Source organism: Mesorhizobium sp. CO1-1-8 (assembly GCF_020164875.1).
Lineage (GTDB): Bacteria > Pseudomonadota > Alphaproteobacteria > Rhizobiales > Rhizobiaceae > Mesorhizobium.
Genome location: NZ_JAIUGZ010000002.1, coordinates 293102 through 307408 on the forward strand (window position 1 = coordinate 293102; position 14307 = coordinate 307408).

Annotated in this window: 16 protein-coding genes; 4 read left to right on the plus strand and 12 right to left on the minus strand. The window is 62.6% G+C overall.

Features of this window, described 5'->3' with window-relative positions; translation table 11 throughout:
* Nucleotides 1–13: 13 nt before the first annotated feature.
* The 11 genes from LB558_RS04760 to LB558_RS04810 all read right to left on the minus strand — a co-directional run bounded on the left by LB558_RS04760 (nt 14) and on the right by LB558_RS04810 (nt 9074).
* Nucleotides 14–1267, minus strand: coding sequence for a sarcosine oxidase subunit beta family protein (locus LB558_RS04760; RefSeq protein ID WP_224696461.1), 1254 nt, complete (start codon nt 1265–1267; stop codon nt 14–16).
* A gap of 36 nt (nt 1268–1303) precedes the next feature.
* Nucleotides 1304–2611: a type III glutamate--ammonia ligase gene (gene glnT / locus LB558_RS04765; protein WP_224696462.1), complete on the minus strand. Its 1308-nt coding sequence runs from the start codon at nt 2609–2611 to the stop codon at nt 1304–1306.
* Between the two features lie 62 nt (nt 2612–2673).
* Nucleotides 2674–4002: an FMN-binding glutamate synthase family protein gene (locus LB558_RS04770; protein ID WP_224696463.1), complete on the minus strand. Its 1329-nt coding sequence runs from the start codon at nt 4000–4002 to the stop codon at nt 2674–2676.
* A gap of 6 nt (nt 4003–4008) precedes the next feature.
* Nucleotides 4009–4734, minus strand: coding sequence for a GXGXG domain-containing protein (locus LB558_RS04775; RefSeq protein ID WP_224696464.1), 726 nt, complete (start codon nt 4732–4734; stop codon nt 4009–4011).
* 4 nt (nt 4735–4738) lie between these two features.
* Complete coding sequence (locus tag LB558_RS04780; RefSeq protein ID WP_224696465.1) at nt 4739–5635, minus strand: class II glutamine amidotransferase; 897 nt, start codon at nt 5633–5635, stop codon at nt 4739–4741.
* Between the two features lie 103 nt (nt 5636–5738).
* Nucleotides 5739–6062: a hypothetical protein gene (locus LB558_RS04785; RefSeq protein ID WP_224696466.1), complete on the minus strand. Its 324-nt coding sequence runs from the start codon at nt 6060–6062 to the stop codon at nt 5739–5741.
* A complete protein-coding gene (locus LB558_RS04790; RefSeq protein WP_224696467.1) occupies nt 6059–6748 on the minus strand; it encodes a hypothetical protein in 690 nt (229 codons plus the stop codon). The genes LB558_RS04785 and LB558_RS04790 overlap by 4 nt, the downstream gene beginning before the upstream one ends.
* A 45-nt stretch (nt 6749–6793) precedes the next feature.
* Nucleotides 6794–8188: an APC family permease gene (locus LB558_RS04795; RefSeq protein ID WP_127255245.1), complete on the minus strand. Its 1395-nt coding sequence runs from the start codon at nt 8186–8188 to the stop codon at nt 6794–6796.
* Between the two features lie 13 nt (nt 8189–8201).
* Entirely contained in the window at nt 8202–8363 is a 162-nt protein-coding gene (locus tag LB558_RS04800; RefSeq protein WP_013532900.1) for a hypothetical protein, read from the minus strand.
* A 33-nt stretch (nt 8364–8396) separates the two neighbouring features.
* Nucleotides 8397–8774 carry a hypothetical protein gene (locus LB558_RS04805; RefSeq protein WP_224696468.1) on the minus strand — a complete coding sequence of 126 codons (378 nt, stop codon included), beginning with the start codon at nt 8772–8774 and terminating at the stop codon, nt 8397–8399.
* Nucleotides 8775–8786: 12 nt separating this feature from the next.
* Nucleotides 8787–9074, minus strand: coding sequence for a hypothetical protein (locus tag LB558_RS04810; RefSeq protein WP_056581339.1), 288 nt, complete (start codon nt 9072–9074; stop codon nt 8787–8789).
* A 286-nt stretch (nt 9075–9360) separates the two neighbouring features.
* Here LB558_RS04810 and LB558_RS04815 point away from each other — a divergent pair, with 286 nt between their 5' ends.
* Genes LB558_RS04815 through LB558_RS04830 form a run of 4 tightly spaced genes read left to right on the plus strand, consistent with a single transcriptional unit; the run spans nt 9361 to nt 13144 of the window.
* The gene (locus LB558_RS04815; protein WP_224696469.1) at nt 9361–10494 is read left to right on the plus strand and encodes an aminomethyltransferase family protein; all 1134 of its coding nucleotides are present in this window, start codon (nt 9361–9363) and stop codon (nt 10492–10494) included.
* Between the two features lie 41 nt (nt 10495–10535).
* Nucleotides 10536–11132 carry a dimethylamine monooxygenase subunit DmmA family protein gene (locus LB558_RS04820; RefSeq protein ID WP_224696470.1) on the plus strand — a complete coding sequence of 199 codons (597 nt, stop codon included), beginning with the start codon at nt 10536–10538 and terminating at the stop codon, nt 11130–11132.
* Entirely contained in the window at nt 11129–12094 is a 966-nt protein-coding gene (locus LB558_RS04825; RefSeq protein ID WP_224696471.1) for a PDR/VanB family oxidoreductase, read from the plus strand. The genes LB558_RS04820 and LB558_RS04825 overlap by 4 nt, the downstream gene beginning before the upstream one ends.
* A 9-nt stretch (nt 12095–12103) precedes the next feature.
* A complete protein-coding gene (locus LB558_RS04830; protein ID WP_224696472.1) occupies nt 12104–13144 on the plus strand; it encodes a heme-dependent oxidative N-demethylase family protein in 1041 nt (346 codons plus the stop codon).
* Between the two features lie 158 nt (nt 13145–13302).
* Here LB558_RS04830 and LB558_RS04835 read toward each other — a convergent pair whose 3' ends face one another.
* Nucleotides 13303–14019, minus strand: coding sequence for a helix-turn-helix domain-containing protein (locus LB558_RS04835; protein ID WP_224696473.1), 717 nt, complete (start codon nt 14017–14019; stop codon nt 13303–13305).
* Nucleotides 14020–14307: the final 288 nt, after the last annotated feature.

Consider the following 14307-nt stretch of genomic DNA (forward strand, 5'->3'; position numbering starts at 1 on the left):
TTCTAAACCGCCTTCAATGCAGGTTCGGTTGGGCGCCCTGGCCCTTTTCGTCGATCATGGCGCCAGTCCGGAACCGGTCGAGGCGGAACCGTGCCGCCTCCTTGTGGGATTCGTCGCGCGCCAGGAGGTGGGCAAAGACAAAGCCCGAGCCTGGTGTCGCCTTGAAGCCGCCATAGCACCAACCGGCGTTGAGATAGAGCCCGTCGACCGGCGTCTTGTCGATGATCGGCGAGCCGTCCATCGACATGTCCATGATCCCGCCCCACTGGCGCAGCAGGCGCACTCGGCCGATCATCGGCATCAGCGCCATGCCGCCTTCGCAGACGTCCTCCATCACGGGCATGTTGCCGCGCTGGGCGTAGGAATTGTAGCCGTCTATATCGCCGCCGAAGACCAGCCCGCCCTTGTCGGACTGGCTGACATAGAAATGGCCGGCGCCGAAGGTCATGACACCAGGAATGAGCGGCTTGATCGCCTCGGAGACGAAGGCCTGCAGCACATGGCTTTCGATCGGCAGGCGCAGGCCGGCCATCGCCGCGACGCGTGACGAACTGCCGGCGACAGCCATGCCGACCTTGCCGGCGCCGATCTTGCCGCGCGACGTCTCGACGCCGGTCACCTTGCCATTGGCGTCTCTGACAAAACCGGTGACTTCGCAGTTCTGGATGATGTCGACACCGAGCGCGCTTGCCGCATGGGCGTAGCCCCAGACCACCGCATCGTGACGCGCCGTGCCGCCGCGCCGCTGCAACAGCCCGCCTTGCACGGGAAAGCGCGCATTGTCGAAGTTCAGGAACGGGATCATCTTTCTGACCGCGGCGAGGTCGAGCAGTTCCGCGTCGATGCCATTGATGCGCATGGTGTTGCCGCGCCGCGCATAGGCGTCGCGCTGTGCGTCGGAGTGGTAGAGGTTGATGACGCCGCGCTGGCTGACCATCGTGTTGTAGTTGAGGTCCTGCTCCATCCGCTCCCACAGCTTCATCGACAATTCGTAGAAGCCGGTGTTGCCGGGCAAGCCGTAATTGGAGCGGATGATGGTGGTGTTGCGGCCGGCATTGCCGGAGCCGATCCAGCCCTTTTCGAGCACGGCAACATTCTTGATGCCGTACTCGCTGGCCAGGAACCAGGCGGTGGCCAGCCCGTGGCCGCCGCCGCCGATGATCACCACGTCGTAGCGGTCCTTCGGCGTGGCATCGCGCCAGGTGCGTTGCCAGTTCTTGTGGCCGGACAGGGCGGCGCGGGCGAGCGAGAGGATAGAATATTTCATCAGTTCATTCCGAGGTCGCTCGCACCGCTGGGTCGACTAAATGTCCAGCGTGTGGTCGCGCTCCCATTGCGTGAAGTGCGAGGCATAGGAATTCCATTCCTGGTGCTTCAGCTTTAGGTAGGCCGACGAGAATTCCTCACCCAGCGCCGCCTTGAGCGATTTGTCCTTGTCGAACTCGCGCAGGGCGTCGAGCAGGTTGAGCGGCAGCTTCGGCGCGCCCTTCACCGTATGGCCATGCTGGTACATGTCGATGTCATAGCGCTTGCCGGGGTCCGCCTTCGAGCGGATGCCGTCGAGGCCGGCGGCAATGATGACCGCCTGCAGGAGATAGGGGTTGGCGGCACCATCCGGCAGGCGCAGTTCGAAGCGGCCGGGGCCGGGCACGCGCACCATGTGGGTGCGGTTGTTGCCGGTCCAGGTCACCGTGTTCGGCGCCCAGGTCGCGCCCGAAATGGTGCGCGGCGCGTTGATGCGCTTGTAGGAGTTGACCGTCGGGTTGGTGATCGCGGCCAGTGCGGAGGCATGCTTCATGATGCCGCCGAGAAAATTCCGGCCCTTGGCCGACAGGCCAAGCTCCATCGCATTGTCGGCGAAGACGTTGGTCTTGCCGGCCTTGTCCCAGACCGAGATATGGGCATGGCAGCCATTGCCGGTCAGGCCCTGGAAGGGCTTGGGCATGAAGGTGGCGCGCAGGCCGTGCTTCTCCGCGATCGACTTGACCATGAACTTGAAGAAGGAGTGCTTGTCGGCGGTCGCCAGCGCGTCGTCGAAGGCCCAGTTCATCTCGAACTGGCCGTTGGCGTCCTCGTGGTCGTTCTGGTAGGCGCCCCAGCCGAGTGCCAGCATGTGGTCGCAGATCTCGGCGATGACGTCGTAGCGCCGCATCACCGCCTGCTGGTCGTAGCAGGGCTTTGAGGCCGTGTCGTATTCGTCGGAGATCGTCTTGCCGTCGGGCGAGATCAGGAAAAACTCAGCCTCGACGCCGGTCTTGACATGCATGCCGTCGCTGGCGGCCTCCGCTATCAGCCGCTTCAGCGTGTTGCGCGGCGCCTGGTCGACCTCCTTGTCGTCCATGATGCAGTTGGCGGCGACCCAGGCAACCTCAGGCTTCCACGGCAGCTGGATCACCGAAGCCGGATCCGGCACCGCCAGCATGTCGGGATGTGCCGGCGTCAGGTCCAGCCAGGTGGCGAACCCGGCAAAGCCGGCGCCGTCCTTCTGCATGTCGGCGATGGCCTGCGCCGGCACCAGCTTGGCACGCTGACCACTGAACAGGTCAGTGTAGGAAATCATGAAATATTTGACGTTTTTCGCCCTTGCGAATTCTGCAAGATCAACTGTCACGGAAGTTCCCCATTTTTTTGTGGATTGTGGCCCCAGAGCGTGTGGTTTCGGCCCTTCGTTGATCAGAAGCCGTTCTTCCCCGGTATCCAGTTGGTGCCGGCCAGCGGTACGCCGGCCATGGCGGCTGCCTCGATCGTCAGCGCGACGAGATCCTCGGGTTCGAGATTGTGCAGGCTGTTCTTGCCGCACGCGCGGGCGATCGTTTGCGCCTCAAGCGTCATCACCTTGAGATAGTTCGCCAGCCGGCGTCCGGCGGCCACCGGGTCGACCCGCTTCATCAATTCGGGGTCCTGCGTGGTGATACCCGCGGGGTCGCGGCCCTCGTGCCAGTCGTCATAGGCGCCGGCCGTGGTGCCGAGTTCGTTGTAGTCCGCCTCCCAGCGCGGGTCGTTGTCGCCGAGCGCGACAAGGGCAGCCGTGCCGATCGAGACCGCGTCGACACCGAGCGCCAGCGCCTTGGCGACATCGGCGCCGTTGCGGATGCCGCCGGAGACGATCAGCTGCACCTTGCGGTGCATGCCGAGGTCCTGCAGCGCCTGCACCGCCGGCCTGATGCAGGCAAGCGTCGGCATGCCGACGTTTTCGATGAACACTTCCTGGGTCGCCGCGGTGCCGCCCTGCATGCCGTCGACGACGACGACATCGGCGCCGGCCTTCACGGCAAGGGCCGTGTCATAATAGGGACGCGCGCCGCCGACCTTGACGTAGATCGGCTTTTCCCAGTCGGTAATTTCGCGCAGTTCGAGGATCTTGATCTCGAGATCGTCGGGTCCGGTCCAGTCCGGATGACGCGAGGCCGAGCGCTGGTCGATGCCTTTCGGCAGCGTGCGCATTTCGGCGACACGGTCGGAGATCTTCTGGCCAAGCAGCATGCCGCCGCCACCTGGTTTGGCGCCCTGGCCGACGACGACTTCGATCGCATCGGCCCGGCGCAAATCGCGCGGGTTCATGCCGTAGCGCGACGGCAGATATTGATAGACCAGCTGCTTGGAATGGCCGCGCTCTTCCTCGGTCATGCCGCCGTCGCCCGTCGTGGTCGAGGTGCCCGACAGGGTCGCACCGCGGCCGAGCGCTTCCTTGGCGGGGCCTGACAGTGAGCCGAAGCTCATGCCGGCGATGGTGATCGGTATCTTCAGCTCGATCGGCTTCTTGGCATGGCGAGAGCCCAGCACCACGCTGGTGTCGCAGCGCTCGCGATAGCCTTCGAGCGGGTACCGCGATATCGAGGCGCCGAGGAACAACAGGTCGTCGAAATGCGGCAGCTTTCGCTTGGCGCCAGCGCCACGGATGTCATAGATGCCGGTCGCTGCGGCACGGCGGATTTCGGAAAGCGTGTAGTCGTCGAAGGTCGCGGATTTGCGCGGCGTCGTCGGCGGGTTGCGATAGGTCATGCTGCCTCAATACGCGTCGGCGTTGTCGATATTGAAATTGTAGAGGGTGCGCGCCGAGCCATAGCGCTTGAACTCCGACGGCTTGACGCCGGTGACGCCGGCGCGGTCGAGCAGGCCTTGCAGCAACTCCAGATGCTCGGGCCGCATCTCCTTGGCGATGCAGTCGGCGCCGAGGCTGTCCACCTTGCCGCGCACGAACAGACGCGCCTCGTAGATGGAATCGCCCAGCGCGTCGCCGGCATCGCCCAGCACCACCAGATTGCCGGACTGCGCCATGAAGGCCGACATGTGGCCGATATTGCCGTGCACGACGATGTCGATGCCCTTCATCGAGATGCCGCAGCGCGACGAGGCGTTGCCTTCGATGACCAGCAGGCCGCCCTTGCCGGTGGCGCCGGCATACTGGCTGGCGTCGCCTTTGATGATGATCGAGCCCGACATCATGTTCTCGCCGACGCCGGGGCCTGCCGAGCCATGCACGGTAATGGTGCTGCCGGAATTCATGCCGCCGCAGTAATAGCCGACGCTGCCGCGCACATCGATGGCAACAGGCTGGTCGACGCCGACGGCGACCGAATGACTGCCTTTCGGGTTCAGCACTTCCCATGCCGTTTCGTTCGAGCCGGGAGCCAGATTGTGCAGCGCCTGGTTGAGCTCGCGCAGTGACAGCTGGTCGAGATCGAAGACCCGAGGGTCGTGCGCAGCAGTCTTTGAAAGCGTGGTTGCCGGCATGAATTCAATGCTCCCAGAAATAGACGGTTGCGGGTTCGGGTTCCCAGACCCTCGCATTGTCTATGCCAGGCAGCTTGGTCAGCGCGCGATACTCCGAGCCGAAGGCGACATACTGGTCGGTTTCGGCCATGACGGCGGGCTTGCAGGCGATCGGGTCGCGCACCACGCCAAAACCGTTCTTGGTGCCGACGACGAAGGTGAAGAAGCCATCGAGATCGGAGAGCGTGCCTTCCAGCGCCTCGCCGAGATTCTTGCCATGCGCCATCTGCGACGAGAGATAGGCGGCGGCCACTTCAGTGTCGTTCTCGGTCTCGAAGGTCATGCCTTCGCGGATCAGCTCGCGGCGGACATTGTTGTGGTTGGACAGCGAGCCATTGTGCACCAGGCACTGGTCGGCGCCGGTCGAGAACGGATGCGCGCCCATCGTCGTCACTGCCGATTCGGTCGCCATGCGGGTGTGGCCGATGCCATGCGTGCCGGTCATCTTGCGGACGTCGAAGCGATCGACGACCGCCTCGGGCAGTCCGACTTCCTTGTAAATCTCGACCACGTCACCGGCGCCCATGATGCGGATGTCGGGACGCAGCGTCTGGATGGTCTCGCGCGCTTCATCGATCTTGGCGGGCGTGGTCCTGACGACCGCATGGGTGGATTTCACGGCGATCGTCACCGGTGTGCCGATAGCCTTGGCGAGTTCGGCTTCGAGGCCGCGGAAATCGCGGTCGGGCCTTGCCGACTGGATGGTGATCTTGGCCTCGTTTTTGGAGGGCGCGCCATAGATGGCGATGCCGGCGCTGTCGGGACCACGATCACTAAGCGAGATCAGCATCTGCGACAGCATCGCACCCAGCTGGGGTTCCAGCGACTTGTCCTTCAAAAACAGTCCGACAATTCCACACATGTCAGCCTCCCAGTGTCTGTAGCGGAGAGATCGTTTGCAGCTAAGAGATGATGTATCGAATGAGTCCCATAAATTCAATCATATGAAAAAAATATTCCTCTAGTTACGTATGCGGCCCAATGCCGCTCTGCGCACTGTCGCCGTCTCGCCCGGCATTGTGAACCCATTTGGCGGTGCGAATGCGCGCAATCTTGTAGGCGTCGAGGATCGACAAGGCATAGATGAGAAACCCGCCGGCATGACGGCCGATGAAACTGGCATCCGGCGGCGCGATCTTGGCCGTCACCCATGCCAGGATCACCATGAAGAAGAGGAACTGGAGGCCTCGCACCGGCACGCCCAGAATGACGTGCCCGCTTGCCGGCAGCACGATTGCGGCGCCGAGAACCAGATAGGGACTGGTGGGTGCAGTGGCGGAACTGGTCATGCGGCCTGCCGTTCGCTTTTGTTGATCGCGTCGCGCAGCGCCGACGCCGACACCAGCAGCCTTTCGATCAGCGCGGGATCGAGCGTGGCGTCGCCGAATTCGGCCTGCCTGAACACGCCATAGCGCGCCCGCTCGGCCTCCGCCAGCAGCCAGACGATGCGTATACCCTTGGGCATGATCAGCAGTTCCTTGGCGCGCCCTTCGGAAAAGATCCCGATATGGCTGGCGATGAGGCCTTGCGGAAAGCGCGCCGCCCTGCGGTCGGTGCGCAGCACCGCCTCGGCTGGAAATCCCGGAGCCTTTGGCAGCGTATGCTCAAGGTGATCGAAATTGGAGAAAGTCGTCGGCGAGCCCGGCCGCATCATCATGTCGAACGTCGCCGGCACCGCGACCTCTTCGATGATCGAAACACTGAGCCAGCGCGCCGGCAGTTTCCGCGTCGCCAGCGTATCGACGATGGTGCGTACCTGGACACGTTTGCTGTTCCAGGACCCTTCCCAGGTGACGACGCCGGCGGTGCCGTCCGAAACATTGGCGGCGTCGGCGATGACTGTGCGGATGCGGCCTTGCTCGACGGCGAGCGCCATCGATGCCCTGCTGCGGCTGGCACGCGCCTGCCAGGCAAGGTGGAGAACGACAGCCAGGACAATGGCCCCGGCCAGCAGTGCTGATATCACCTCGGACATTTTCTCACGCCAGGCCCGCCCGGGATACGGACGGGCCTACTCCCATCAATAACCCTGCGGCTTCGGCCACGGCATGGTGAACTGATCGCCGCGCCGCACGAATTTGTAGCGATAGAAATGGAACCACAGCGAGATCAGGAAGTAGAAGGCGACCATGGCGATCAGCTGCGAGCCGAAGCCGAGGAAGATGGCGAAGAACGTCACCACGCACAGGCAAAACAGCACGATGGCCGGGATCGGATGGAAGGGGTGCGTGTAGCCGCGGCGGATCGAGCCCAGCGGCCACTTCTTGCGGAACATGATGATGTTGATGCTCATGAACGTGTATTGCAGCACCCCCGACAGGATCGAGAAGGTGATCGCCTGGTTGAGGTCGGCGATGAAGGCGAAGGCCAGCGCGATCGGCAGCAGGAACAGGATCGAGCGATAGGGGGTGCGATATTTCGGATGCACGGCCGAGAACCATGTCGGCAGATAACGGTCACGGCCGAGCGAGAACCAGGCGCGCGCCGCATCGTTGATGCAGCCATTGGCCGATGCCAGTGCGGCAAGCAGCGTGGCGACGAACAGCAGGTTCTCGAGCAACGGGCTGCCGGTCAGCTTGCCCGCGTCCCACAGCGGATAATAGGTGATGCCCAGATACTCCCACGGCATCATCGAGGCGCAGACATACCAGGTCATGGCGGCTGCGATCAGAAGCGTGATCATGCCGGCCATGGTGCCGTAGGGCAGCGAACGCGCCGGCGAGCGCACTTCCTCGGCGGCCTGGGTGGTGCCCTCGATGCCGAGATAGTACCAGATGCCGAACTGGAAGGCGGCGATGACGCCGATCCAGCCATAGGGGAGCGCATTGCCGGGCGTGACCAGTTCGTTCAGCTTCAGCACCGCGCCTTGCGTCCACGGGCTGACCGAAAAGAACAGGATGACGATCGAGATATAGGCGATTGCGGTGATGACGAAGTTGACGTTGAGCGTCATCAGCACGCCGCGATAGTTCAGCCACGCCAGCACGACGATGGTGGCGGCGATGAAGGAATTGTGGGTGAGCCCTTCGACCCCCGCCTTGGCGACGATGGTGTCGCCGAGCAGGATGGCGTCGGACACTTCGAGCATGGTGTAGGCAAAGACCAGGAACAGCGCGACGTTGAACGCCATCAGTGGTCCGACGATGTGCTTTGCCTGCGCATACTGGCCGCCGGCGGCGGCGACGGTCGATGTCACCTCGGAATCGATCATCGCGACCGAGGTGTAGAGCAGTCCGACGACCCAGCAGACGATCAGCGCGGCAAGCGCACCACCCTTGTCCGCCGAGAAATTCCAGCCGGTGAATTCGCCGACCAGAACGATGCCGACGCCGAGCGCCCAGACATGGGCCGGGCCGAGGACGCGGAGCAGGGAAACCCTGTCGCCTTGCACTGCCGGTTCAACCGCGATCGTCATTGTTCATCCTCACTCAGATCCGGTGTTTTTCGGAAGTGGCTTCCAGCTCGCCTTCGCGCGACGAGGTCAGCACCTCTTCGGAGAAGGTCGTGTCGACCTTGAACCAGTCGTAGAGCATCCACAAAGCGAGCACGATCGAGATGCCCCAGCATGCGTAAGAGAGTGCCACCCACATGATCGCGTCCCCGATTGCTTGTCGTCGAAACTTTTACTTGTCGTCGAATTTTTCGTTGATGACGTCGCGATATTCGCGGTCCGATGCGCGAAACAGGAAGACGAAATAACCGATCAGCACCGCCGCCATGATGATCAGCGTCGGCCAGTCGATGACATAGTGGAAGCGGTTCTGGATGATGTCGTGCGCAGTCTCGGGCGTGTAGCCGAGCTTTTCCCAGATCGAGGCCATGGTCGGATTCTGGCCAAGCGCTTCCCACGTCTTGGCATCGAGCGCGTCGATGGATTTCGCCGCACCGGCGAGGCCCAGCTTGAGCGGCAGCCACAGCGCCACGAAAATGGCGACGACGACGACGGCGATGTCGAAAACCTGCCCGGCCTTGTTCTGCTCCGGTGGCGTATAGCGGGACATCTCTTCTACCCCTCAGGACTTGCGGTTGCGGAATGCGTCGGCGTTCTTGATGTCGAGCCCGTAGATGAATTCCTTGTCTTCCTTGTAGTGCTTGACCATCGCCAGGATGGCGGCCGTGTTGAAGATCAGGACGGCGGCGGCGGCGATCGCGACCACGGCCTTGATGCCGCCGTGCGGGATGTAGGGCCATGTCATCAGGAGGACGAAGAGGATCGTCGCCCACAGGCAGACGATCAGGAGCGCGGATCCGCGCACGTCGGAACGGTACAGCGCTTCGATGCGCTGCTGCATGTCTGACATCGGTTTTCCCCTTTTTCCAACGCCAGGCCCCGAATCGGCCTCACGTTGCCCTCTTTCAAGAGAGTGAAATTTTTTTCATAAGTTCCGTCTGAATCCCGCAATTGTCAAGCGCCATTTACGCGAGATTAACTGTTTGCTTGGCGCAGCGGATTTTGCCTGACAATGAAATTAATTGCTTATGGGTATTGCGGCGCCCTGGCGTTTGCGATCAATATTCGGCCAAAGCTCCCGCCGCTGCGCAGGGGGCAGGGAACAGCAGAGCATTATCGAAACGGAGGACGAGCGGATGACGGCATCCTGGAGATTTTCGACCCTGGCGGATCGCCACCGAGCCCTCGGTTCGAAGCTCGAAGACTGGAGCGGCATGGGAACCGCCTGGACCTACGACAAGGATGCCGACGAGGAGTACATCGCCATCCGCACCAAGGCGGGCCTGATGGACGTCTCTGGCCTCAAGAAAGTCCACATCACCGGGCCGCATGCCTCACATCTCATCGATCTCGCCACCACCCGCGACGTCGAAAAGATCTACCCTGGCAAGTCGGCCTATGCCTGCATGCTGAACGAGGCGGGAAAATTCACCGATGATTGCATCCTCTACCGCACCGGGCCGAACGCCTGGATGGTCGTGCATGGTTCGGGCACCGGCCATGAGGAGTTGCAGCGTGCTTCGGTAGGGCGCGACGTGTCGCTGCGCTTCGACGACAATCTGCACGATCTGTCGCTGCAGGGGCCGACAGCTGTCGACTATCTGGCCAAGCACGTGCCGGGCATTCGCGACCTCAACTATTTCCATCACATGCAGACGCAGCTGTTCGGCTTGCCCGTGATGGTCTCACGCACCGGCTATACCGGCGAGCGCGGCTACGAGATCTTCTGCCGCGGCCAGGATGCCGGCACGATCTGGGACAGGATCCTCGACGAGGGCAAGAGCGCCGGCATCATTCCGTGCCGCTTCACCACGCTCGACATGCTGCGCGTCGAAAGTTATCTGCTTTTCTACCCCTACGACAATTCGCAGAAATATCCGTTCGAGAATGAAGGCCCCGGCGACACGCTGTGGGAACTCGGCCTCGACTTCACCGTCAGCCCCGGCAAGACGGGTTTCCGGGGTGCCGAGGAGCATTACCGCCTGAAAGGCAAGGAACGCTTCAAGATCTATGGTGTTCTGCTCGAGGGCAAGGAGCCGGCCGATGAGGGAGCGCCGGTCTACCGCGACGGCAAAAAGGTGGGCGTGGTGACCTGCGCCATGTATTCGCCACTGGTCGAGAAATCGATGGGCATCGCCCGCCTCGACGTCGACTGCGCGGTCAAGGACACCAAGCTCGAAATCCGCAACAAGAGCGGCGCCATCAAGGCCACCGCCCAGCCATTGCCATTCGACGATCCCAAGAAGACCAAGCGCACGGCGAAAGGTTGAGGCATAGTCGACGGCGAGAGGTTCGAGGCACGAAGAGTTAGATGGCAGTCAAAAGCATCATCAGCCGGCCCGTTTACGGAACCCTGTCTCCGCAGCCCGGCAAGCACCATCTTTTTATCGCGGATGCAGAAGGAGCGCTGGCGATAGCGGAGATGGCCGAGAGCGCGCCGGCCGACTTCTTCGACGATGCCGAAATCGTCTTCATTCCAGGGTCGGGCGGTAAGTACATCGCCGCGCTCGAAGCGCTGAAGCCGGCGCAGTTTCACCAGGCGCCGTCCTTTGCCAGCCTGCTGCCACGGCTCAGGCAGACTCTCGCCAACGCGCATATGGGCCTGCGCCTCTATCTCTCGGGCACTGAAGGCCTGATCGGCCAGGCGACGCAGGTGGCGCTAGAAGCCGGCATCGACCACATCTCGATCCAGACCGAGCATCGCGGCTCGCTGGCGCGGCGCATGCAATGCGTGCACTGCAAGGGCATCACCGAGAATGTGACGACGCAGCCGGCGACCTGCGCGCATTGCGGCCTGCTGCTTCTGGTGCGCGACCACTATTCCAGGCGCATCGCCGCCTTCCAGGGCGTCTGCATCAATGCGGAAGATCGCTCGGAAATTCCTCCGATGGAGGAGATTTTCCGATGAGCACCGGAACAACAAAACTCGATGTAGTCGTCAGCGATGTCGTCCCGGTCAACGACCTCGTCACCCGCTTCCATTTCCGCCGGCGCGACGGCGAGCTTTTGCCGACCTTTTCCGGCGGCGCGCACGTTGTCGTTGAAATGCGCGATGGTGAGCGGACCCGGCTCAATCCCTATTCGCTGATGGGCTCGCCGCTCGACACGCGCGAATACACGATCTCGGTGCGCCGCGACGATCTCGGCCGTGGCGGCTCGCTGTTCATGCACCGGAACGTCAAGCCCGGCATGGAGATGGTGGTCAGCTATCCCGTCAATCTGTTCTCGCTCGACCTGCGCGCCAGGAAGCATCTGATGCTGGCCGGCGGCATCGGCATCACGCCGTTCATGGCGCAGACCGCGCAACTGGCGGCGGAAGGCGGCAATTTCGAACTGCACTACACCTGCCGCACCGCATCGCTCGGCACCTATGCCGATGTGCTGCGCGAGCGTTACGACCGTCGGGTCAGGCTCTATCATGACGACCTTGACGAGCGCATCGAACTCGACCGGTTGCTGTCGACGCAGCCGCTCGGCACGCATCTCTATGTCTGCGGCCCGGCGGGTATGATCAACTGGGTGCGCGATCGCGCGGCCAGCCTTGGCTGGCCAGCGGAAACCGTGCATTTCGAGCATTTCGCGGCACCCCAGCCCGGATTGCCGTTCGACGTGACGCTCGCCGTCAGCGGCAAGTCGATCAGGGTCGATGAGCAGCAGAGCCTGCTGGAGGCAATCGAGGCGGCCGGCGTCGATCCGCCCTATCTCTGCCGCGGCGGCGTCTGCGGCCAGTGCGAAACCAACGTCATCTCTTGCGACGGCAAGTTCATCCACAACGACCACTGGCTGAGTGAGGAAGAGCACCGTTCGGGCAAGAAGATCATGCCGTGCGTGTCGCGCTTCGAAGGCCGGTCGCTGGTCCTAGAGCGCTAGGAGAAAATCATGGGCATCACCTTTCGCAAGGAAACGTTCCGCGACGACTTCACCTTCAGGAACAGCCCGGAGCACATAAGGCGCTTTCCGTTCCCGTTCCACGAAGACGCCTACATGTATGCGGTCAACATCGAGCCGCATGTCGTCGGACCGAAGGGTAGCGTGCTGGAAAACCTGATCGACGTCGACGAGCATTATGTCGCCGAGATGCAGGACCGGGCGCTGGTGCTGGCCGAGGATCCGCTGCGCTGCCAGTCGCTGCCGCATATGACGCTGGCCGGCTGGGACCTGCTCGAACTGCTGATGGAGCAGCAGGCGCTGGGTTATCCCGAGCATTTCACGCTGACCCGCGACGGCGATCGCTGGCGCTGGATCAATCGCCCGCTCGGCATCGACGACACCTTTACCTTCGGCGACACCTCGACGCTGCCCTATGGGCCCATGGAATACATCACCCGGCAGAGCCAGGGCGATTTCTGCATCCTGGACCAGCGCGACGGCAATCTATGGATGGATGCCGGCATGGTCACCACCCAGGCCGACTGGTCGCTCGACTTCGACATCGGCATGAACTTCTTCGAATGGCACGCGCCGGTGCCGCTGGCGCATGAGAAGGGGATTTTCGTCAGGGCGCTGAAATTCCTCACCAACATCCAGCAAGGCAAGCCGGCGCGGCGCCTGAACTGGACGATGACGATCAATCCGCGCCTCGACACCAGCCCGGAAAACTACCACAAATGGGGACCGGACCGGGCGACGGTGACGCCGGAGAATGTCGGGGACAAGGTGCATCTGCGGGTCGAGCTGCAGAGCTTCTGGCGGCTGCCGCGCTCCAACGGCATCGTCTTTCCGATCCGCTGCTATCTGATCAAGATGGACGAGCTGGTGACGCAGCCGAAATGGGCCCGGCGCCTGCACCGCGTCATCCGCGACCTGCCCGACGAACTCGCCAACTACAAGGGTCTGACACGCTATCGCCCAGCGTTGGTCGAGTGGCTGTCGAAGTTGGATGATGGGAGCGCGACATCACCGGGGTTTGGGCCGGACTGAAGACCCCCTCATCCGGCCGCTGCGCGGCCACCTTCTCCCCGAGGGGAGAAGAGATCGCCAACGCCAGCTCCCCTCCCCTCGGGGAGAGGTCGGATTGCCCCGAATTGCACTTCGCAATTCGGTCTTGGCAATCCGGGTGAGGGGGCTGCGGCGTCCGACTAACCCGCGCTCTGCGGATAGCAGATGATCGACAAATATCGCATCGGCAGCTTCGTCAACTGTTCCGGCCCGTGCGGCGCGTCGGCATCGAAGAACAGGCTGTCGCCGGGCTTCATCGGGTAGAGGTTGCTGCCGTGCCGGTAAACGACCTCGCCTTCGAGCATGTAGAGGAACTCCATGCCCTCATGCTGGAAGGTCGGAAACACATCGGAATCCTCGGTCAGCGTGATCAGATAGGGCTCGACGACGACGCCGCTGGTGTTGGAGCCGATATGGCCAAGCAGATTGTACTGGTGGCCGGCGCGCGTGCCGCGGCGCTCGACATCGAGGCCTTGGCCGGCCTTGACGAAGACGGCGCTGCGCTCTTCCTCAAAGCGGCGGAAGAAGGCGGTGACCGGAACGCCCAGCGCCCGCGACAGCGCCTGCAAGGTGGTCAGCGATGGCGAGGTGATGCCGTTCTCGATCTTCGACAGCATGCCCAGCGAAATGTCGGTGGCGACCGCCAGGTCGGCAACGGTGATGCCGAGCTTCTTGCGGAAGGCCCGCACCTCGCGGCCGATCGCCACCTCCAGCACTTTTTCGCGGGTGTCGCGAATGGCATGCGGGTTCTGCGTCAGCGGCGCGCGGATGGTCTTGCCGTCGGCCGAGACCTTTGGCAGCGGCTTGGCCGTTGCACCGGCGAGACCAGCCTTGGAATCGGAAACCTTCTTCGCCATGTCGCCCCCGGCACTCCTGCGGATTTATTTCACTCTAGGTGAACATGTCAGGTGCCGATACAGGAGCGCAACTGCGACGGCAAGTCGCCTGAAAGCGCATGCGCACGATCCGGCGTTTGGCCGCGTGCGGTTTTTCTCAGGAAATCCACTGCGCGGAACCCAGTTTCAGCACCGGACTGTTGACAGCAGGAAAGGGCCAATTCACTGTCCTGTGAGTGAAATTTGTTTCGTAAGAGCAATTCCAGGAAAAGTGTGAAACGGTTTTCCGTCCGGGATTGCGTCAACACA